This is a genomic window from Nocardiopsis sp. NPDC049922 (assembly GCF_040660275.1).
GTDB lineage: Bacteria > Actinomycetota > Actinomycetes > Streptosporangiales > Streptosporangiaceae > Nocardiopsis.
On sequence record NZ_JBFAME010000004.1, the window covers coordinates 104,732 to 125,274 of the forward strand.

The following is a 20,543-nucleotide window of genomic DNA, read 5'->3' on the forward strand; positions in this document are numbered from 1 at the left end:
CCGAGGGGCGGGGGCCAGGGTTCGGGGAAGGCTCATGTCAGTGCCTCACTTCGCTCCGCGTCCTCGCCCCAGTCAGGAGACGAAGCCGACTCGACGGACCGGGCCCAAACCTCCGACGCTATGACCGGTTCGAGCAGCCCCCACGCGGTCGCGCGGCCAGACGCCGCCCTCCTCAGCTCCGTCCGCAGCGCGCACGGGTCGATGATTCCATGACTGGCCAGCCATCCGTCCGCGAGATCCAGAACCGAATCGAGGTTGGCGCGCAGCCCTCGGTGGTGGTCGGCGTCCGTTCCGCCCTTGGTGCGGCGGTGGAGTACCGCGGGTGGCAGCACGTCGGCCATCGCCGTTGTGATTTGTGGCTTGTACTCCCACGGCGATCCTCTGTGGGTGATGGGAAACTTCAACGCCGCCTCGATCACTGTCCTGTCCAGAAAGGGGTTTTCCAGCCGAACCCCCGATTCATCGGCGACTTGGACGTCGGCGCGAGCCGTGCGCCCGACACCGACCAGCCCGGCGAGCTCAGTGCCCGAACCTGGGCTACGAAGGGGGTGCCGCACACAGCGTTCCAGGGCTCGGGGCGTGAGCCAGGGCTGAGGAAGAGAGGGCCTCCGGCGGGAGTAGGCCATGTCCCCCGCCAGCCGAGCTGGGCTGACGCGGTTGAGTTTGGCCCAACCATGCAGATCGCGCAGCGCCCGCAGGAGCCGTCCTCGCCTCGCCAGACGCAGCGTGTGTTCGGGGCTCTGCATCAACAGCCCGTCGCCTCCGTCACCGCTGACGTGAACCGTGCTTCCGTGCGCCACGACCAGTTCGTAGCCGCGCTGGTGGCGGGCCTTGGTGATGGTTGAGGGCGCGGGTTCGTCCGTTGCCAGAGCATCCATGAACTCGGCGTACGGTGCCGAGTCGCCCCCCAACGGAATGACCAGGTGCTGGATGTTCCCGTGCTCTGTCAGTGCCGCGCGCGCGTGATCGAGGTCGCCTCCGTGACCGACGTTCTCCGGCCTGACCGTGCACGCGATCAGCCGCTGCCCCGGCATGGCCCGCTCTGCCGCCAGGAGGCAGAGCGACGTCGAGTCGAGTCCGCCACTGAGGTCGAAGGAGACCGTACGACTCTCACGCAGGCGCAGGTTCACGGCATCTTCAAGTGCCCGCCGCAACGCCGCTGCGGCGCGATTCGGATGCACTGGGCGAGGAGTACTCCACCAGCGGCGGACGGTCGCGGGACACGACACACCCAGATCCAGACGGTGTCCGGGCGGCACCATCGCGATGCCCTTGAACGCCGACCGGTCCGCTGGGTCGAATCCGGCTGGATCGAGGACGAGACAGGTCATCCAGTCCACGTCGATATCGACTCTCACCAGCCCCGACAGCGCGTAGCTGGACGAAGCCCAAACGATCACCCCGTTCACCTCGGTGTAGTAGATCGGTGCCGCGTGCGCCGGGTCGGCGAACACGGACACACTCAGCTCGTCGCCAACGACGACCGTGTAGGAACCGGGCCATGCGGGAGGCGCGGTGGGGGTGCCGCTCCTCGTTCCCAGCCAGCGCTCCAACTCCGGCTTCGTCACATCATGTGTGCCGATGACCGCCGCCCACCGGTGTTGGGGAGGCACCTCCGCGACCTGGACTTGAAGAGTCCCACTGGTCGTCCATACATTTCCCGAGGAGCGTCCCAGCTTCCAGCGGGCATTCGAGGGTAGAGGAAGCGGACCACCGCCGGGCGCGAACGATCCTCCGAAATAGCGCATGTGTTCTCCTGCCGGACAGATCGGGGTGGTGCGGTCGTGCCACACCACCCCACGCGGCGAATTACTGGTACTTGTACCGCTTGTCCTCGCTGCCGCTCCTCGTGCTGGTTCCCTCGGTCAGGTCCGCGGCGTTACCGACCTCGATCAGGTCACCATCGAGGTCCATGCTGTCTTCGTCGGCTGTGGAGTGGTGATTCACCATCGTCTCAGGCTCCGTTTCTCTCGGGGAGCCCCAGATTGGCTCACCAGTGAGGACGCTGCTACCACGTAAAGAATGTCCTGAGGGACGTCCCTCTGCGGTAGAAACGTCCTCATGTCCAATGAGCGACTGCGTATCGCCCTCACGCGTTCAGGACACACAGCGGCCTCCCTCGCCGAACAGCTGGGCACAGACCCCAAGACCGTTGAACGGTGGGTCAACAAGGGACGGGCACCTCGCCTGCGCAACGCCCACGCGGCGGCACGGGCGCTTGGTGTGGAGGTGTACCACCTGTGGCCGACGCTGAACACCCGGAAGACGTCGTCGGAACGCATCGGTTCAGATCTCGTGTCGGTCCACCGGCAGCGTTCCGACGTTCCGACGGAAAAGTGGCGGACCATGTTCGCCCACGCGGCGGAGTCCATCGATGTCATGGTCTATGCCGCACTGTTCCTGCATGAGCAGATTTCGGACTGGAACGACCTGCTTCGGTCCCGTGCGCGGGCAGGGGTGCGCGTCCGCATTCTGATCGGGGATCCTGCTTGCGACGCTGTTCGCACACGTGGCGAGGAGGAAGTCTTCGGGCATGGAATCGAGTCTCGATGTCGGCTCGCGCACCTGCACTACCGGCCGCTTCTCGGTATGCAGGGGGTGGACATCGCCCAGCACACGACCACGCTGTACAACTCGGTTTACCGTGCCGACGACGAGATGTACGTCAACACCCACATCTACGGTGTGAACGCCTACGGTAACCCGCTGTTCCACCTGTACAGGAAGACCGACAGCGGTCTGTTCGACGCCTACGCCGAGAGCGTCGATGCCGTGTGGCGTACTGCCCGTCCCCTCCAGGAGTGATGCCGATGGCCCGAACCGAGTTCTACGACGACCCGGAGGCTCCGGAGCCGAACAGCCTGGTGGTGGCGGCCAGCGCCGCGGTGTTCGACGGCTCCGGTCGCCTGTTGTTGCAGCGGCGGACTGACAACGGGCTGTGGGCGATGCCCGGTGGCGGCATGGAGATGACCGAGAGCCTGCCGGAGGCGGCCGTGCGGGAGGTGAAGGAGGAGACGGGGTACGACGTCCGTGTCACCGGGCTGGTGGGCACGTACACCGATGCCCGGCACATCATCGCCTACACCGATGGCGAGGTGCGCCGTCAGTTCAATGTCTGTTTCCGGGCCGTGGTGGTGGGCGGCGGGCTTCAGGTGAGTCGCGAGTCCCACGAGGTGCGTTGGTTCGCGGCGGAGGAGTTGGGCGGGCTGGACATGCACCACACTCAGCGGCTGCGGGTGGAACACGCACTCAGGAACGGGCCGCCGCATCTCGGTTGAGGTGAGTCCGGCGTCCCCGAACGCGAGACGGGTGGACGTATGGGGACGCTGTCCGGCGAACACCGCACACTCCCACGGGACCACCGTGTCCTCTCAGAGACGTGGCTACTCGACGCCGAGGCGTGACGGCCGCCGTTTGCCCGCTGATGGTTGACTGGCGTCGTGGACACCAGTGACCCGGCACCGACGCCGCCTCCGCCCGGCCCGCCTCCGTCCGACGACCCGCTCGCGGCGGCGTTCGCCCCGCCCGAGGGGACGTCCTGGCTGCGCGTGTCGCCCGCCCTGGCCCTGTACCGCAGGCTGGTGGTCGGCTCGCTGTGCCTGGTCGGAGGCACGGCCGCCGCGACCCTGTCGTACGTGTGGTTCGGACCCGTGTGGGCCGCCGCCGTGGGGGCCCTGACCCTCCTCGCCCTCACCGCCGGGTGGTTCCTCGCCGGACGGTTCCAGCGGTCGTGGGGCTACGTGGAGGGCCCCGGGGAGCTCTACCTGACCTACGGCGTGTTCCTGCGCCAGCTCGTTGTGGTCCCCTACGGCCGGATGCAGGTCGTCGACGTGACCGCGGACCTCCTGGAACAGGCCCTGGGCATCGCGACCGTGCGGCTGCGCACCGCGGCGAGCACGGCCGACACCCGGGTGGTCGGGCTTCCGCTGGGCGAGGCGGTGGGGATGCGCGACCGGCTCGCGGCGCGCAGCGAGAGCTTCTCGACGGGGCTGTAGTGGACGGATCGACCCAGTACCCGCGGCCCGGACAGCCGCCACTCGGACACCCCCAGGGGTCCCCCGGAAGACCGCTGCCACCGGCGCCCCCCGGACCCCCTGGGCCGCACGTGCCTCCAGGGCCGTCGGGACGGCCCTGGTGGGGTCCGGTTCCGCATCCCGGCCCCGTGCCGCCGGGGGTCGCCCTGATGCCGCCCACCGTGGGGTACCGGCCTCCGCCGCTGTGGCGTCCCCGGCCGGAGGACGACGTCACCAGCGGGGTGTTCCGGTCGCACTGGTCGATCATCCCGATGCGGGTCATGGCCGTCACGCTGGTGTTCGTGGCGCTCGTGGGGCCGATCCTGTTCACCTTCGGCGTCGCCTGGGTGTTCCTGCTCGCGCTCGCGGTCGTCTTCGGATCGCTCGCCTACGCGCTCCCCGCGTGGTGGTACGGCACCTTCGGCCTGCGTGAGGACCACCTGGTGGTGCACAGCGGCCTGGTGCTGCGCGGATCGCGGGAGATCCCGCTGAGCCGCCTCCAGGCGGTGGACGTGGTCCAACCGCTGCTGATGCAGGTGTTCGGACTGGCGGAGCTGCGCATCGAGTTGGCGGGCGGGGACCGCACCGCGATCCGTCTGCGGTGTCTGGCCAAGCCGCTGGCCGAACGCCTCAGGGTGGCCGTGCTCGCGCACGCGGCCGGGCTGCCGGGCAGGTCGCCCGAGGCGCCCGAGTGGCCGTTCTACCGGCTGCCGTTCCCGCTGCTGCTCGGGGCGCTGACCTTCCGGGTCCCGATCCTGCTCTCGTTCGTCGCGGTGCTCCTGCTGACGATGATCGGACTGCTGTTCGCCGAGGCCGGGGTCGCGGGCGCGCTCATCCCGCTGGTCCTCGGCCTGATCCGCTACTTCTGGGGACCGCTGGCGCGCTACACGGACTACTACGCGTCGCTGTCCTCGGACGGCCTGCGGCTGCGGTACGGCATGTTCCAGCGCCGGATGCAGACGGTGCCCCCCGGGCGGGTTCAGGCCGTGCGCGTCGTGGAGCCGCTGCTGTGGCGGGTCCTCGGTGTGGCGCGGGTCGAGGCCAACGTGGCCGGGTACGCGGGCGCCCGCCAGGGGGACTCGGCGACGCTGCTGCCGGTGGCGCCGCGACGCCTGGCGTTCTCACTGGTGAACGAGGTGTTCGTCGGTTCGGATCCGGCCTTCGTGCCGCTGGTCCAGAGCGGACGGTGGGCGCCGGGGCTGATGGGCGCGAACGAGCACCTGTTCGTCACCGTGCGCGGCCTGTTCGGCCGGGTGACGGACATCGTGCCCGTGGAGCGGATGCAGACCCTGAGGCTGACGGCGGGGCCCCTGGCGCGCCTCACGGGCCGGGTGGCGCTGGACGTGGACACGCCGCCGGGTCCCGCGGACGGTCGGGCCGCCGGCAGGGCGGCGGCCGAGGGCCGCGCCCTCCTGGACGCCCTGGTGGAGTCCGCCCGCCGCGCGCTGGTACGGGAGGCGGGCACCGAGCGGTGGGCGACGAGGTCGACGGAGGGCCCGTCTGAGCGATCCGGTGACACTCCCGAGACGTGAGTGTGTGATGTGTCACACGGGACGGTGGATGTGGTCCGAGTTGTGGGCTGCATGTCCGACATGTCTGCTCACCCGGTGTGATATTTCCAGGTGAGGGTCACGCCACGCCTCGTCGTTTCGGTCGTGCGAGGCGGTTGAGTATGGCTAAATGGTCTACGAACACGGGGAGTGTTCACAGTCATACACATCGTCAATGATTTGGCCCGGTTGGCGCCCCCAGCCAGCCAGTCAAGTGGGAGAAACCATGCTGAAGAAGGCTCTCGCCGCCAGCGCCATCACCGCCGCTGCCGCCAGCGTCCTGTTCACCGGCGCTCCGGCCATGGCCGACGACAACATCGCCACCTCGGGTAACGGGAGCATCCTCGGAGGCAATCAGCTCGTGGCGGACCTGAACGTCCCCATCAACATCTGCGGCAACGCGATCGGCATCCTCGGCGTCGCGGGCGCCAGCTGCGTCGGCTCCGACGCCAAGGTCATCGAGTAGTCGAACGGGCGATCGGGTCGCGAGCAAGCGACCTGACCGGTCGGGGGTGTCCACCCGGGAGACGTCCCGGGTGATCCGATCCGGTCAGGTTCCAGAGCGGCACGCTCGGGGCGTCATCCCGCGAACGCGGGGTGGCGCCCTTCTCGCGTGTCCGGGGCCGGTCCGAGCCCGTCGCCAGCGGTCAACCGCAACCCGGTTTGGGGTACGGCTGGAATCCAGACGAACCGTGACTCTGTGCGCATGCGGGGCGCTTCGATGTGAAACCTATGTCCCGATCGGCCCCGAGGTGTCATGCCACGGAGTGTGAACAACCCGAAGTATCTCGTGATAACTCCAGCTCAAGGCGGGTGAATCGGAGTTTGCCGGGGGTAACTTCCTCACCAGCGCCCCCAAGGTGCTCCGAAAGAACACCGAGCGTCCGGCCGGTCCCCCCTGCCGGGCACAGAAGGAGACACGTAGTGCTCAAGAAGACGTTCGCCACCGCTGCCGTCGCCCTCGCCTCCGCCGGGGTCGTCCTCACCGCGGCACCGGCGGCGGCCCACGCCGGTGCCTGGACCTCCGGCGACGGCTCCAACGTCAGCGGGAACATCGCCTACATCAACGGCATCGACAACGTCAACGCCGGTTGCGGCAACTCCAACGCCGTCCTCGGCCAGTCGCTCGCGTCCTGCTACAACTCCGGGGTGATCATCCAGGGCTAGGACGTGTGCCGTGGATACCGCCCGTCGCGCGGCAGGGAAGGTGTCCGCGGAATGCGCCCGAGGGTCCTCGCTCCGGCCCTCCCGCCGGCGTCCGCCGGAACCGTCGTTCCGAGAGGGCCGGCCCACGGCAGCGCCGGACGGGCGCTCCTCCGGCACACCGGGGGAGCGCCCACGTCGGGGGCGGGCACGCCACACCCGCCCCCGCATCCGTGCCCGGGGCTGGTCGGCGGGTCACCGGCCAGGGAGAGTTATCGTGTGCTCAGGCGTCACGGTGCGGGAGCGACCGGACGCACCGGACCACGAAGGGGCACGACCATGGAGACGACGCAGGGCCGCCCGGCGCGGCTGCGAGTCGGCGTCATCGGACCCGGCCGGGTCGGCTCCGTCCTCGGCCAGGCCCTGGGCAGGGCCGGCCACAAGGTCGTCGCGGCCACCGCGGTCTCCGAGACCTCCAAGGCCAACGTCGCGTCCCGGCTGCCGACCGCGCGGGTGCTCGACGCCCCCGAGGTCGTCGAGGCCAGCGACCTCGTCCTCGTCACGGTGCCCGACGACGCCCTGCCCGACCTCGTCGAGGGACTCGCCGCCACCGGCGCCGCACTGCGGGGCAAGCTCCTCGCCCACGCCAGCGGGGCGCACGGCTACGGCGTCCTGGCCCCCGCCACCATCGCCGGGGCCCTGCCGCTCGCGCTCCACCCCGCGATGACCTTCACCGGGCGCGACGAGGACATCGAGCGGCTCGCCAACTGCGCGTTCGGCGTCACCGCCCCCGACCAGCTGCGCCCCATCGCCGAGGCGCTCGTGGTCGAGATGGGCGCGGAACCGGTGTGGATCGCCGAGGACAAACGCACCCTCTACCACGCGGCCCTCGCCGGAGGCGCCAACCACCTGGTCACGCTCGTGGCCGACAGCGCGGCCCTGCTCACCGCCGCCGGGGTGCCCGAGCCCGGCCGGATGCTCGCCCCCATGCTCAGCGCCGCCCTGGACAACGCACTGCGCCTCGGCATCCACGGCCTGAGCGGGCCGGTCCTGCGCGGCGACGCCGGAACCGTCGCCGGACACATCGAGCAGCTGCGTGAGAACGCCCCCGAGAGCGTCGCCAGCTACGTCGAACTCGCCCGCCTCACCGCGGACCGGGCGATCAACGCGGGGATGCTCGACCCCGCCGACGCCGCGCGCCTGCTCGACGTCCTGCGCCGCTGAGGCCCGCCGCGACACCCGACGACACCGGACGCGTGCCGGCGCCCGCGCCGAACACCACCACCACGGGGAACCACCATGACCGAACCCACGCCACGGACCGCGCCCGCCGACGGACCCCTGCTCGTCCACACGGCGGACGACCTGCGCCGCGCCCTCGCCGACGCCGGACGCGTCGCCCTCGTCCCCACCATGGGCGCCCTGCACGAGGGCCACCGCAGCCTCATGCGCCTCGCCCGCGCCCAGGCCGACACCGTCGTCGTGAGCGTGTTCGTCAACCCGCTCCAGTTCGGCCCGAACGAGGACTTCGACCGCTACCCGCGCACGCTCGACACGGACACGGCGGTCTGCGCGGAGGAGGGCGTCGACGTGGTCTTCGCCCCGAGCGTGAACACCATGTACCCGTCGGAGCAGATGGTCACCGTCCAGGCCGGGCCCATGGGCGAGCGCCTGGAGGGCGCCTCCCGACCCGGCTTCTTCACCGGAGTGCTCACCGTCGTCAGCAAACTCCTGCACCTGGTCGGCCCCGACGTGGCCGTCTTCGGGCGCAAGGACGCCCAGCAGCTCGCGGTCGTCCGCCGGATGGTCACCGACCTCAACCTCCCCGTGGAGATCGTCGGCGCCCCCACCCTGCGCGACCCCGACGGTCTGGCCACGTCGAGCAGGAACGCCTACCTGGACGAGGACGAGCGCGCCAGCGCCCTCGCCCTGTCCCGGGCCCTGAACGCCGGGCGCGAGGCCGCCGCCGGCGGACCCGACGCCGTCCGCGCCGCCGCCCGGGCCGTCCTCGACGAGGCCGCCAAGGCCGCGCCGCCCGTCGAACTCGACTACCTCGCCCTGGTCGACCCCGCCACCTTCGCCGACGTCCCAGCCGGACACGCGGGCGAGGCCGTCCTCGCCGTCGCCGCCCGCGTCGGCACGACCCGGCTCATCGACAACGTGTCGGTGCGGCTTCCCCACGACTAGGGGCGACGCGGGGCCGCCGCCCCCCTGACGGTGACCGCCCCTGGGGACCGAGCCGGCCCACGACCGCCCAGCCACGGTCGGCACTCGCGAAAGAGACGCACATGACCTCATCCAGACAGACCCGGATCGACGCACCGGCCCCGACGTGGACCGTCGGCGCCGACGTCGCCGTCATCGGCTCGGGCGTCGCCGGGCTGAGCACGGCCCTGCGCTACGTCCAGCGCACCGAGCGCGGCCGCGTCGTGCTCGTCACCAAGGACCGCCTGTCCACCGGCTCCACCTCCTACGCCCAGGGCGGCATCGCCGCGGCCATGGCCCCCGGCGACGACCCCGTCGCGCACATGGTCGACACCCACCTGGCCGGGGCGGGCCTGTGCGACCCCCTCGCCGTGCACGTCCTGGCGACCGAGGGGCCCGACGCCCTGCGCTGGCTCATCGGGGTGGGCGCCGAGTTCGACCGCACCGACGGCGGCGACCTCGCCCTCACCCGGGAGGGCGGACACCGCGCCGACCGGGTCGCGCACGCCGGGGGCGACGCCACCGGGGCCGAGATCCAGCGCGCGCTCCAGGCCGCCGTCATGGCCGAGGAACGGATCGAGGTCATTGAGCACGCCCTCGCCCTGGACGTCCTGCGCGACCCCGACACCTCCGCCGTCGTCGGCGCCACCCTCCACGTCATCGGTGAGGGCGCCCGCGACGGCGTCGGCGCCGTGCTGGCCCCCGCCGTCGTCCTGGCGACCGGCGGGATGGGCCAGATCTTCGCCTCCACCACCAACCCGCCGGTGTCCACCGGCGACGGCCTCGCGCTCGCGGCGCGCGCCGGGGCTCGCCTGCGCGACCTGGAGTTCATCCAGTTCCACCCCACCGTGCTCTGGCTGGGCCCGGACGCGCGCGGCAGGCAGCCGCTCGTCTCCGAGGCGGTGCGCGGCGAGGGCGGCTTCCTCGTCGACGGGCGCGGGGAGCGGATCATGGAGGGCGTCCACGAGCTGGCCGACCTCGCCCCCCGCGACGTCGTGGCCAGGACCATCGCGCGCGTCATGGCCGAGCAGGGCACCGACCACGTCTACCTGGACGCGCGCCACTTCGGCGCGCGGACCTGGGAGCGGCGCTTCCCCACGATCCTGGCGGCCTGCCGCGCGCACGGGATCGACCCCGTCACCGAGCCGATCCCCGTGTCGCCCGCCGCGCACTACGCGTCCGGCGGCGCCGAGGTCGACATCGACGGCGCCACCAGCGTCCCCGGCCTCTGGGCGGTCGGCGAGGTGGCGCGCACCGGCGTCCACGGCGCCAACCGCCTGGCCTCCAACTCCCTCCTGGAGGGGTTGGTCTACGCGGACCGGATCGCCGCCCGCCTCGCCGCCGAGGCGCGTCCGATCCCGACGCGGGGCGTGCCCGCCGGGGAGGCCGCCCGCCTGGTCGACCCGCCCGCCGCCACCCGCGTGCGGGCCCTGATGTCCCGCCACGCCGGGGTCCTGCGCACCGCCGAGGGGCTGGCCGCGCTGGTCACCGAACTCGACGCGCTCACCACCCACGGCACGGACGTCCCCCCGGACACGGCCTCCTGGGAGTCCGCCAACCTGCTCACCGTGGCCCGGCTGGTCGCCGCCGCCGCGCTGCACCGCACCGAGAGCCGCGGCTCGCACCAGCGCGCCGACGCCCCCGCACCCGACCCCGGGTACCGGGCGCGCCCGGCCGTCGTCCGACTGGAGGGGAGCACACCCGTGACCGCCGACGAGGACTGGACCCCGTCCCTGCCGCCCGCGCTCGTCGCCGAGCTGGACGCCGTCGCGTTCCCGCTCGCGGAGGGGACCCCCGACCCGGACACGCGCGCCCAGTTCACCCTCCCCTACACCGCGCCCCACCAGTCCCACGTGGACCTCGTGCGCCGCGCCCTGGCCGAGGACCTCACCGCCGGTCCGCGCATCGACGTGACCACCGTGGCCACCATCCCCGCCGACCAGGTGCGCACCGCCCACGTCGTGGCGCGCGCCGACGGCACGGTCAGCGGCCTGCCCCTGGCCGAGCTGGTCTTCTGGCTGGTCACCGACGGCGCCCTGGAGATCGCCCGCCCCGCCCGGGACGGCGACGCGGTCAAGCGCGGGGACGTGCTCATGTCCGTCACCGCCCGCACCCGCGACCTGCTCACCGCGGAACGGACGGCGCTCAACCTCCTCACGCACATGTCGGGCATCGCGACCGCCACCCGCGCCTGGGTGGAGGCGGTGGCCGGGACCGGCGCCCGGATCCGCGACAGCCGCAAGACCCGCCCCGGGCTGCGCGCGCTGGAGAAGTACGCGGTGCGCTGCGGCGGCGGCGTCAACCACCGCTACTGCCTCAGCGACGCCGGACTGGTCAAGGACAACCACGTGGTCGCCGCGGGCGGCGTCGGCGCGGCCGTGCGCGCGATCCGCGAGCGCTTCCCCGACCTGCCCCTGGAGGTCGAGGTGGACCGGATCGACCAGATCGAGGAGGCGATCGCGGCCGGGGCCGAGGAGATCCTCCTGGACAACTTCACCGTGGAGGGGCTGCGCTCCGCCGTCGGGCTCGTCGCCGGGCGCGCGCGGCTGGAGTCCTCCGGGGGGCTGACGCTCGACGTGGCCGCCGACGTGGCCGCCACGGGGGTCGACTACCTCGCGGTCGGCGCCCTCACGCATTCCAGTCCGGCACTGGATATCGCGCTCGACCTGTCGTGAACGGCCCGGTTGGTGGAAGATTCCTTGAGAACACGCCACTTCGACCACGGATGAGGGTCCCCAGCATGCTGCTCGCCATCGACGTCGGCAACTCCGAGACGGTGTTCGGCCTGTTCCAGGCAGACGACCTTCTCGAACACTGGAGAGTGGGCACCGACACGCGTCGCACCGCGGACGAGTGGGCGGTGGTGCTGCGCGGGCTCATCGACGGGAGCGAGCTGGGGTCCCCGGCGGACGTGGACGGGATCGCCCTGTGCTGCTCGGTGCCGTCGGTGCAGCACGAGATGCGCGACATGTTCCGCCGCCACTTCGGGGACGTGCCCGCCGTGATCGTCGAACCGGGGGTCAAGACGGGCGTGCCGATCCGGATGGACAACCCCAAGGAGGTGGGCAGCGACCGGATCATCAACGCGCTGGCCGCCAGCCACCTCTACGGGGGGCCGGCGGTGGTGGTCGACTTCGGCACGGCGACCACGTTCGACGCGGTGAGCGCGAAGGGGGAGTACGTGGGCGGCGCGATCGCGCCGGGGATCGACATCTCGGTGGACGCGCTGTCGCGCAGGGGCGCCCAGCTGCACATGGTGGAGATCGTCAAGCCGCGCGCGGCGATCGCGAAGAACACCACGGAGGCGCTGCGCTCGGGGATCGTGTTCGGGTTCGCGGGACAGGTCGACGGGATCGTGGACCGGATGGTCACCGAGCTCACGGACGCCCCCGACGACGTGACCGTGATCGCCACCGGCGGCCTGGCCTCCGTGGTCGTCGGCGAGTGCGAGACCGTGGACGTGCACGACCCGTGGCTGACCCTCACCGGCCTGCGCCTGGTCTTCGAGCGCAACGTCGCCTGAGCGCCGCCGTGCGGTGCGGGGACTCCCCGCACCGCCGTTCAGTCCTCGTCGCTGGCGAGGCGACCGACGGCCTGTGGACAGCGGCATTCGGGTGCTCGGATGCGAGTAGGATCGGGGCCGTGAATGACGCGCACGACTCCTACGACGACCTGCCCGAACAGATGCGGGTCCGGCGCCAGAAGCTGGACCGTCTCCGGGAGGAGGGCATCGACCCCTTCCCCGTGACCTTCCCGCGGACCACGTCGATCGGTGCCGTGCGCGACAAACACCAGGGCCTGGAGCCCGACACACGCACCGGGGTGGACGTCTCGATCGCGGGTCGGGTGATGCTGTACCGCACCGGCGGCAAGCTGTGCTTCGCCACGCTGCGCGACGAGACCGGCGACGTCCAGATCATGCTGTCCCTGGACCAGGTCGGCCAGGAGCGGCTGGACGCGTGGAAGGCCGACGTCGACCTGGGCGACCATGTCGGTGTCGAGGGCGAGGTCATCACCTCCCGCCGCGGCGAACTGTCGGTCCTGGTCCGCTCCTGGACGCTGACCGCCAAGTGCCTGCGCCCGCTTCCGGAGAAGCACAAGGGGCTCACCGACCCCGAGGCCCGCGTGCGCCAGCGTTACGTCGACCTCATCGTCAACCCCGAGTCCCAGCAGATGGTGCGCCGCCGTTCGGCCGCCATCCGGGCGATCCGGGAGGGGCTCAGCACCAGGGAGTTCATCGAGGTCGAGACCCCGATGCTGATGCGCGTGCACGGTGGCGCCACGGCGCGTCCGTTCACCACGCACATCAACGCCTACGACATGGACCTGTACCTGCGCATCGCTCCGGAGCTGTCGCTCAAGCGGCTCGTGGTGGGCGGACTGGAAAAGGTCTTCGAGATCAACCGGAACTTCCGGAACGAGGGCGCGGACTCCACGCACAACCCCGAGTTCACGATGCTGGAGTTCTACCAGGCCTACGCCGACTACGACGACATGGCGGAGATCACCCGGGAGATCATCCAGGACGCGGCGCGGGCGGTCTTCGGCTCCACCGTGGTCGAGCGCGACGGCCAAACCTTCGACCTGGGCGGAGAGTGGCCGCGCATCACCCTGTACGGGGCGGTGTCGGAGGCGCTCGGCACGGAGGTCACCTCGCGGACCCCGCTCGAGGACGTCCGGCGTCTGGCCGAGGCCAGGGGCGTGGAGTTCGACCACAAGTGGGGCCAGGGCAAGCTGGTCGAGCACCTCTTCGAGGAGCTGGTCGAGCACACGCTCGTCCAACCGACGTTCGTGTGCGACTTCCCCGTCGAGACGAGCCCGCTGACGCGCCAGCATCGCGAGGACCCGCTGCTCACCGAGAAGTGGGACCTCATCGGCTTCGGCATGGAGCTGGGGACCGGCTACTCGGAGCTGGTGGACCCGGTCGAACAGCGTCGCCGCCTGACCGAGCAGTCGCTCATGGCCGCCGAGGGCGACCCCGAGGCGATGCAGCTGGACGAGGACTTCCTCCGCGCCCTGGAGTACGGAATGCCGCCCACGGGTGGCGTCGGTGTCGGTATCGACCGGCTCCTGATGGCGTTCACCGGAAAGAACATCCGTGAGACCGTGCTCTTCCCGATCGTGAAGCCCTCCGGAGACTGAGTCCTTTCCCCGAACCGAATCGGGGCTACCGGAGGACCGAAAACAGGAAGGGGGCTGCCGCGCTTCAGCGCGGTGCCCCCGTTTCCGTCGCCGGAATGTGGCGCGTGCCACGGGACAGACCTCACTCTTGGGGCATATCACGCCAAATCGCAGTGGGGGAGGAGTGTCGCCGACGACAGGTCACACTTTTTCCTTGGGACGCCGTTCCCGGCACGTCGACCGAGAGTGATGAAGGTTTACGCAGGTCAATCCGGTGGCGAATGCGTCCCACCCGCCACTCTGTCACCGAACGGCGTGTCAGAGCTACGCATGGTGATTTAACGGCCCTTGACGGTATCATCTCGGCCGCCTAGCGTGCTGAGAGCGGACCTTGGTCCGCGAGATTGCCGAAGTGGATCGAGTACGACCGTGAGCGAGGTGTGAGGGCCGCCCCACGGCCCACCCATCCCGCACGCACGTGTGCCCTCGGCGTGGTCTGACCGTCCCAGACCACAGCGAACCGGCCCCGTGCGACCCGTGTCCCCCAACGCCCTCCACCCCTGTGCCAGAGGGGTCCTCTCGGAAGGCGGTCGGGCCCACGGGGCTCGGTCACCCCCAAGCGCGCTCGATTCGCCCGGTGACGAGTTGATGTTCCGCACTCACATGGATGAGGGAGGACGGAGTGGAACAGGCCACACTCGTACGGCGAAACGCTGAGGACCAGAGCGCTCTCCAGCCGCGGGAGCACCGGGAGAACGTGGTTCCCCTGCAGCCGCGTTCGCGCGACACGGCGCTGGGAGGCGCCTTCGCCCCGGTCGAACTGGGCCACGAGGACCTCGAGCTCCTCGCCGAGATCGCCACCGGCGTCACCACCGAGGTGGCGGCGCGGCGACTCGAACTCAGCGCCCGCACCCTGCGCCGACGCATCCGCAACATCTGCGACGTGCTCGGCGTGAACACCCCCATCGAGGCGGTCGTCTGGGCCGCACGACGCCAGCTCATCTGAGTCTGGCCGTCCCGGCGCCATGAGCCGGGAGAGACCACGGGCATACCCGGCCCAGTGCGAACGGGTACGCGGCACCCGCCGGAGGAAGAGCGATCCGGTGGGTGCGGGCGCGTACGTGGGCGTAGTCTGGTCCGGCTATGTCCGTTCGTCATGTCCGGGTCCGTCGCGCCAAGACGCGCGACGTGGTCCACATCCGCCGCCTGGTCGACACCTACACGGTCGACCGCCGCGTCCTCTCCAAGAGCACCGTCAACCTCTACGAGGACATCCAGGAGTTCTGGGTGGCCGAGGCCGAGGTCGTCGGGGACGCCACGACGCTTTCCGACACCGCCGAGGCAGCGGGGGAGACCGAGTACCGGGTCGTGGGCTGCGGCGCACTCCACGTCCTCTGGGAGGACCTCGCGGAGGTCCGCACCGTCGCGGTCGATCCCTCTCTGCGTGGTTTCGGGGTGGGACACCGAATCGTGACCAAACTGCTGGACGCGGCGCGTGAGTTGGATGTGCGGCGTGTGTTCTGTCTGACATTCGAGACCGGTTTCTTCGCCAAACACGGCTTTGCCCCGATCCAGGGCACCCCGGTCTCCTCCCGGGTGTACGAGGAACTCCTGCGTTCCTATGACGAGGGCGTCGCGGAATTCCTCGACCTCGAGAGGGTCAAACCCAACACCCTGGGGAACACGCGGATGCTTGTGCATCTGGGGACCGGGTCCCGAACCGCCCACACCTAAAGGCTTTCGGACGCTCTTGGGACTGAGTGCCTGTTTGGGCCGGCCCGAGGCGCGTCCGCGTGCGCCGTCCTGACCTCTCGCTTATGTCCACCGGGTGGTATGAGAGGGGAAGACGGGGGGTAATGTGTAGCTGCGCTCAGCGGTCCTCCGGCGGATCGAGTTCCCCGGGGCGGCTACGAAGGGTCGCGAATCGAGTTCGCTCAGGGGGTGTCGTGGTCAACGGGACACCGACCACTTGGCCGGACATTGGCCACCATCGGGTTTGCCCGGGCGGGCTTCGGTACGTCCGGTGTCAAACCGGGGGCAAGCGATGTCTATGATGTCGGGTATGCGATTGCCCGGGTTCCCGGTGCTCATCCCCCAGGACTGGCCCGACGCTGAGTCGGGTATTTGCTGCGATAAGTAACAACCAGGAAGGGTGGACGGCTTCGATGGGTGACCTTTCGTCGGTGCTTCCCGCCGGGCTGCTCGACGTATTGTCCGCGCTGATCCCTCCGGTGGTTGTCGCGACCGTCTTCTGTGCCTTCGTCATCAAGCTGCTGCGCAGGGAGATGGCCCCCCGTCGCATGGATGGCAGCCTGGTCAGCGGTGACGCGACCGAGGCCGCGGGGGCGGAGGCGACCGCGACGGCCGCGACCGGTGCGAGCGATGAGGCGTCGATTACCCGGGGTGGGGAACGCGCCGAATCCGACGGTCGTTGATACGGTACTTGACCAAGTCGCGCCCCGAGTGGCCCTGATCAGGGCTCATCCGCGCGGGTCGGCCCGTCAGGGCCCCGCGCCGCTCCGGCGACCCCCGAAACCCCGGGTCAAGTCCAGGTGATTACTGGCACGTCGGGAATTGTCTTCTGCGTTCGCGCGAGATAGCTTTATATTGCAGGTGCGAAGGCACTGCTCTTCTGAAAGGTTTGAATCCATGGCACAGAAGGTCCAGGTTTTCCTGGTCGACGACCTCGACGGCGGCGAGGCCGAGGAGACGGTGACGTTCGGTCTGGACGGCTCCGTGTACGAAATCGACCTCAGCGCGGGTAATGCCGCCAAGCTCCGCGAGGCTCTTACGCCCTTCGTCGACGCCGCTCGCAAGGCTCCGGCCAAGGCCGTCGGCCGCGGCGGCGCCCGCCGGACCGGAACCCGGAATGCGCCCAGCCGCGAGCGCAGCGCCGAGATTCGCGCGTGGGCCAAGGCCGCGGGCAAGCCGGTCAATGAGCGCGGCCGTATCCCCGCGAAGATCGTCGCCGAATATGAGGCCGTCAAGGGCTAGGTTTGCCGCAGGCACCCGGGTTCGCCGAAATGTTGTCAGGTCTTGATCGATTCAGGACCGGCGTCCCGGGGCGCGTACCCGAACCCGACCATCCCCGGGCCCACGAGGGTCCGACGTGACACGGGATGAAGGGGATAGCACGGGCTCCTGGGCCCCGGGCGGCGTGGACCGGATCCACCGCCGCCACACCCGACACGGATTGGCGACCAGACCGCTGCGGACCGCGTGACCCTCCGACTCGGCGAGAGCCGTGACGGCGGGGCGGTTCGGTACGGCCACGGTCCGGCACGGGTGACGGCCCCGCGGTCCCCGTTCTCGCGGAGGCCCCCGCATCGTCCGCCCCGCGGCCCACGGGCCGCGGGGCCGGGGACGGCACTCTCGACGCACCGCTCGCCCGCACCTCCGGAACCCGACGGGGAACACCCCACCCCGTCACACCGTTGGAGGAGGTACGGACCCGGACACGATCCGGCTCCGTCGCGCGAGTCTCGCTCCGGTCGCACGGAGGACCCGCCCGCCACGGGGTCGGTCGTCGGCCGACGCTCCCCGCCGCGGGTGGACGGTCGGCGGACGCGAGCACCCGCGCGAAAGTTCCGGCGGAGGCTTTCCCCTCGCACAGCGGGCGGCGAAGAACAACTCAACGATCGGTGTGTTCGCTAAGAGCCGATAATCGGGCTTACGCGCGTGCGGCCCGGGGACTCCCGTGATGGAGGGGAGCCCCGGGCCGTTCGCCTTCGGCGTACACCGAAATCTGGCGCCCCAATTGGTAGTTGGATGTTGGGTGAACGCCCTATCGTCGGGGAAAGTCTCTGGCACGGACGGCTACGGTCGGCCGTGCGGAGACGTCCGACCGGTCGGCAGCCAGCCGCCTGGGACGGACGGGTGCGACAGTGCTCCCCGGGGCGGTTATCCCTGTGGGGCCGATATGCGGAAGAGTTGGGTCGGCGAGTACCGTCCCTGCCTGACCGCTCTGTAGAGGAGCGACGAGACATGTTCGAGAGGTTTACCGACCGCGCGCGGCGAGTGGTGGTTCTGGCCCAGGAAGAGGCCAGGATGCTCAACCACAACTACATCGGTACGGAGCACATCCTGCTCGGCCTCATCCACGAGGGTGAGGGTGTCGCCGCCAAGGCCCTGGAGAGTCTTGGCATCAGCCTCGAAGCGGTTCGGCAGCAGGTCGAGGAGATCATCGGTCAGGGCCAGCAGGCGCCCTCGGGGCACATCCCCTTCACCCCGCGCGCCAAGAAGGTCCTGGAGCTGTCACTGCGCGAGGCCCTTCAGCTCGGCCACAACTACATCGGCACCGAGCACATCCTCCTGGGTCTGATCCGCGAGGGCGAGGGCGTGGCCGCGCAGGTGCTGGTCAAGCTGGGCGCGGACCTGAACCGGGTCCGCCAGCAGGTCATCCAGCTGCTGCACGGATACCAGAGCGGCAAGGAGCCCCAGGCCACGGGCGCCTCCTCCGAGTCCGCTCCGTCCACGTCCCTGGTCCTGGACCAGTTCGGGCGGAACCTGACCCAGGCGGCGCGCGAGAGCAAGCTCGACCCGGTCATCGGCCGGGACAAGGAGATCGAGCGCGTGATGCAGGTGCTCTCGCGCCGTACCAAGAACAACCCGGTCCTCATCGGTGAGCCCGGCGTCGGTAAGACGGCGGTCGTCGAGGGGCTGGCGCAGAAGATCGTCAAGGGGGAGATCCCCGAGACGCTCAAGGACAAGCAGCTGTACACCCTCGACCTGGGCGCCCTGGTCGCGGGCAGCCGCTACCGCGGTGACTTCGAGGAACGCCTGAAGAAGGTGCTCAAGGAGATCCGCACCCGCGGCGACATCATCCTGTTCATCGACGAGCTGCACACGCTGGTCGGCGCGGGGGCGGCGGAGGGCGCCATAGACGCCGCCTCGATCCTCAAGCCCATGCTGGCCCGCGGTGAGCTCCAGACCATCGGCGCGACCACGCTGGACGAGTACCGCAAGTACCTGGAGAAGGACGCCGCGCTGGAGCGCCGGTTCCAGCCGATCCAGGTGGACGAGCCGACCATCACGCACGCGATCGAGATCCTCAAGGGTCTGCGCGACCGCTACGAGGCGCACCACCGCGTGTCCATCACCGACAGCGCCCTGGTGGCCGCCGCCAACATGGCCGACCGCTACATCAGCGACCGGTTCCTGCCGGACAAGGCGATCGACCTGATCGACGAGGCGGGCTCGCGGATGCGCATCCGCCGGATGACCGCTCCGCCGGACCTGCGCGAGTTCGACGAGAAGATCGCCAAGGTCCGCCGGGACAAGGAGTCCGCGATCGACGCGCAGGACTTCGAGAAGGCGGCGTCGCTGCGTGACGACGAGAAGCAGCTGCTGAACAAGAAGGCGCAGCGGGAGAAGGAGTGGAAGGCCGGCGACATGGACGTCGTGGCCGAGGTCGACGAGGAGCTCATCGCCGAGGTCCTGGCCGCCTCCACCGGCATCCCGGTCTTCAAGCTGACCGAGGAGGAGTCCTCGCGTCTGCTGCGCATGGAGGACGAGCTGCACAAGCGGGTCATCGGCCAGGAGGACGCCATCAAGGCGCTCTCGCAGGCGATCCGCCGCACCCGTGCCGGTCTGAAGGACCCCAAGCGTCCCGGTGGTTCGTTCATCTTCGCCGGTCCGTCCGGTGTGGGTAAGACCGAGCTGTCCAAGACGCTGGCCGAGTTCCTGTTCGGCGACGAGGACGCGCTGATCCAGCTGGACATGTCCGAGTTCATGGAGAAGCACACCGTCTCGCGGCTGTTCGGCTCCCCGCCCGGATACGTCGGCTACGAGGAGGGCGGCCAGCTCACCGAGAAGGTGCGCCGCAAGCCGTTCTCGGTCGTTCTCTTCGACGAGATCGAGAAGGCCCACAACGACATCTTCAACTCGCTGTTGCAGGTGCTGGAGGAGGGCCGCCTCACCGACGCCCAGGGTCGCAACGTCGACTTCAAGAACACGGTCATCATCATGACCACCAACCTGGGTACGCGGGACATCTCCAAGGGCGTGGCGATGGGCTTCGCCAAGGAGGACGACGCCCAGACCAACTACGAGCGGATGAAGGGCAAGGTCAGCGAGGAGCTCAAGCAGAACTTCCGGCCGGAGTTCCTCAACCGTGTGGACGACGTCATCGTCTTCCACCAGCTGACGGAGAAGGAGATCTTCCAGATCGTGGATCTGATGATCTCCAGCCTCGACTCCCGGCTCAAGGAGCGGGACATGGGCATCGAGCTGCGTCCGGGCGCCAAGAAGGTGCTGGCGGAGCGCGGGTTCGACCCGGTCCTGGGCGCACGGCCGCTGCGTCGCACGATCCAGCGCGAGATCGAGGACCAGCTGTCGGAGAAGATCCTGTTCGGCGACCTCAAGTCGGGTCAGATCGTGGTGATCGACGCCGAGGGCGAGGGGACCGACGCCAAGTTCACCTTCAAGGGTGTGCCGAAGCCCGCCGCGGTGCCGGACACGCCCGAGGTGGAGAAGTCGGCCGCCAAGAGCGAGTAGCGGCACCGGTCGCGGA

General features: G+C 70.1%; 17 protein-coding genes. 16 read left to right on the forward strand and 1 reads right to left on the reverse strand.

Features of this window, described 5'->3' with window-relative positions; translation table 11 throughout:
• Positions 1–32: 32 nt before the first annotated feature.
• Positions 33–1,748: an albusnodin/ikarugamycin family macrolactam cyclase gene (locus AB0I72_RS09415; RefSeq protein ID WP_358564817.1), complete on the reverse strand. Its 1,716-nt coding sequence runs from the start codon at positions 1,746–1,748 to the stop codon at positions 33–35.
• Positions 1,749–2,061: 313 nt separating this feature from the next.
• On the opposite strand from AB0I72_RS09415, the gene AB0I72_RS09420 reads away from it, so the two are divergent.
• The 16 genes from AB0I72_RS09420 (at position 2,062) to AB0I72_RS09495 (ending at position 20,527) form a co-directional block, all read left to right on the forward strand.
• On the forward strand, positions 2,062–2,805 hold the full coding sequence (locus AB0I72_RS09420) for a helix-turn-helix transcriptional regulator (protein WP_358564819.1): 744 nt from the start codon (positions 2,062–2,064) through the stop codon (positions 2,803–2,805).
• Positions 2,806–2,810: 5 nt separating this feature from the next.
• Positions 2,811–3,278: an NUDIX domain-containing protein gene (locus AB0I72_RS09425; protein ID WP_358564821.1), complete on the forward strand. Its 468-nt coding sequence runs from the start codon at positions 2,811–2,813 to the stop codon at positions 3,276–3,278.
• A 270-nt stretch (positions 3,279–3,548) separates the two neighbouring features.
• Complete coding sequence (locus AB0I72_RS09430; protein ID WP_358565604.1) at positions 3,549–3,995, forward strand: PH domain-containing protein; 447 nt, start codon at positions 3,549–3,551, stop codon at positions 3,993–3,995.
• Positions 3,996–4,183: 188 nt separating this feature from the next.
• Positions 4,184–5,545, forward strand: a complete 1,362-nt coding sequence (locus AB0I72_RS09435) for a PH domain-containing protein (RefSeq protein WP_358564823.1) — start codon at positions 4,184–4,186, stop codon at positions 5,543–5,545.
• Positions 5,546–5,789: 244 nt separating this feature from the next.
• Positions 5,790–6,029 carry a DUF320 domain-containing protein gene (locus AB0I72_RS09440; protein WP_358564825.1) on the forward strand — a complete coding sequence of 80 codons (240 nt, stop codon included), beginning with the start codon at positions 5,790–5,792 and terminating at the stop codon, positions 6,027–6,029.
• Positions 6,030–6,487: 458 nt separating this feature from the next.
• Entirely contained in the window at positions 6,488–6,730 is a 243-nt protein-coding gene (locus tag AB0I72_RS09445; RefSeq protein ID WP_358564827.1) for a hypothetical protein, read from the forward strand.
• Positions 6,731–7,045: 315 nt separating this feature from the next.
• Positions 7,046–7,930, forward strand: coding sequence for a DUF2520 domain-containing protein (locus tag AB0I72_RS09450; protein WP_358564828.1), 885 nt, complete (start codon positions 7,046–7,048; stop codon positions 7,928–7,930).
• Positions 7,931–8,005: 75 nt separating this feature from the next.
• On the forward strand, positions 8,006–8,893 hold the full coding sequence (gene panC, locus AB0I72_RS09455; RefSeq protein WP_358564830.1) for a pantoate--beta-alanine ligase: 888 nt from the start codon (positions 8,006–8,008) through the stop codon (positions 8,891–8,893).
• Positions 8,894–8,994: 101 nt separating this feature from the next.
• The gene (locus AB0I72_RS09460) at positions 8,995–11,586 is read left to right on the forward strand and encodes an L-aspartate oxidase (protein WP_358564832.1); all 2,592 of its coding nucleotides are present in this window, start codon (positions 8,995–8,997) and stop codon (positions 11,584–11,586) included.
• 65 nt (positions 11,587–11,651) lie between these two features.
• A complete protein-coding gene (locus AB0I72_RS09465; RefSeq protein WP_358564834.1) occupies positions 11,652–12,434 on the forward strand; it encodes a type III pantothenate kinase in 783 nt (260 codons plus the stop codon).
• A 119-nt stretch (positions 12,435–12,553) separates the two neighbouring features.
• Positions 12,554–14,053 (forward strand): bifunctional lysylphosphatidylglycerol synthetase/lysine--tRNA ligase LysX, encoded by a 1,500-nt coding sequence (gene lysX, locus AB0I72_RS09470; protein ID WP_358564836.1) that lies wholly within the window; start codon positions 12,554–12,556, stop codon positions 14,051–14,053.
• Between the two features lie 661 nt (positions 14,054–14,714).
• Positions 14,715–15,038, forward strand: coding sequence for a LuxR family transcriptional regulator (locus tag AB0I72_RS09475; RefSeq protein ID WP_358564838.1), 324 nt, complete (start codon positions 14,715–14,717; stop codon positions 15,036–15,038).
• Positions 15,039–15,175: 137 nt separating this feature from the next.
• Positions 15,176–15,766, forward strand: coding sequence for an amino-acid N-acetyltransferase (locus AB0I72_RS09480; protein WP_358564840.1), 591 nt, complete (start codon positions 15,176–15,178; stop codon positions 15,764–15,766).
• A 431-nt stretch (positions 15,767–16,197) separates the two neighbouring features.
• On the forward strand, positions 16,198–16,467 hold the full coding sequence (locus tag AB0I72_RS09485) for a hypothetical protein (protein WP_358564842.1): 270 nt from the start codon (positions 16,198–16,200) through the stop codon (positions 16,465–16,467).
• Between the two features lie 214 nt (positions 16,468–16,681).
• Entirely contained in the window at positions 16,682–17,026 is a 345-nt protein-coding gene (locus AB0I72_RS09490; protein WP_358564844.1) for an Lsr2 family protein, read from the forward strand.
• A gap of 990 nt (positions 17,027–18,016) precedes the next feature.
• Positions 18,017–20,527, forward strand: a complete 2,511-nt coding sequence (locus AB0I72_RS09495) for an ATP-dependent Clp protease ATP-binding subunit (RefSeq protein ID WP_358564846.1) — start codon at positions 18,017–18,019, stop codon at positions 20,525–20,527.
• Positions 20,528–20,543: the final 16 nt, after the last annotated feature.

Coding starts and splice junctions, on each gene's coding strand:
- AB0I72_RS09415 (WP_358564817.1), bottom strand. CDS start 1,748: ATGCGCTATTTCGGAGGATCGTTCGCGCCCGGCGGTGGTCCGCTTCCT.
- AB0I72_RS09420 (WP_358564819.1), top strand. CDS start 2,062: ATGTCCAATGAGCGACTGCGTATCGCCCTCACGCGTTCAGGACACACA.
- AB0I72_RS09425 (WP_358564821.1), top strand. CDS start 2,811: ATGGCCCGAACCGAGTTCTACGACGACCCGGAGGCTCCGGAGCCGAAC.
- AB0I72_RS09435 (WP_358564823.1), top strand. CDS start 4,184: ATGCCGCCCACCGTGGGGTACCGGCCTCCGCCGCTGTGGCGTCCCCGG.
- AB0I72_RS09440 (WP_358564825.1), top strand. CDS start 5,790: ATGCTGAAGAAGGCTCTCGCCGCCAGCGCCATCACCGCCGCTGCCGCC.
- AB0I72_RS09450 (WP_358564828.1), top strand. CDS start 7,046: ATGGAGACGACGCAGGGCCGCCCGGCGCGGCTGCGAGTCGGCGTCATC.
- panC (WP_358564830.1), top strand. CDS start 8,006: ATGACCGAACCCACGCCACGGACCGCGCCCGCCGACGGACCCCTGCTC.
- AB0I72_RS09460 (WP_358564832.1), top strand. CDS start 8,995: ATGACCTCATCCAGACAGACCCGGATCGACGCACCGGCCCCGACGTGG.
- AB0I72_RS09465 (WP_358564834.1), top strand. CDS start 11,652: ATGCTGCTCGCCATCGACGTCGGCAACTCCGAGACGGTGTTCGGCCTG.
- AB0I72_RS09480 (WP_358564840.1), top strand. CDS start 15,176: ATGTCCGTTCGTCATGTCCGGGTCCGTCGCGCCAAGACGCGCGACGTG.
- AB0I72_RS09485 (WP_358564842.1), top strand. CDS start 16,198: ATGGGTGACCTTTCGTCGGTGCTTCCCGCCGGGCTGCTCGACGTATTG.
- AB0I72_RS09490 (WP_358564844.1), top strand. CDS start 16,682: ATGGCACAGAAGGTCCAGGTTTTCCTGGTCGACGACCTCGACGGCGGC.
- AB0I72_RS09495 (WP_358564846.1), top strand. CDS start 18,017: ATGTTCGAGAGGTTTACCGACCGCGCGCGGCGAGTGGTGGTTCTGGCC.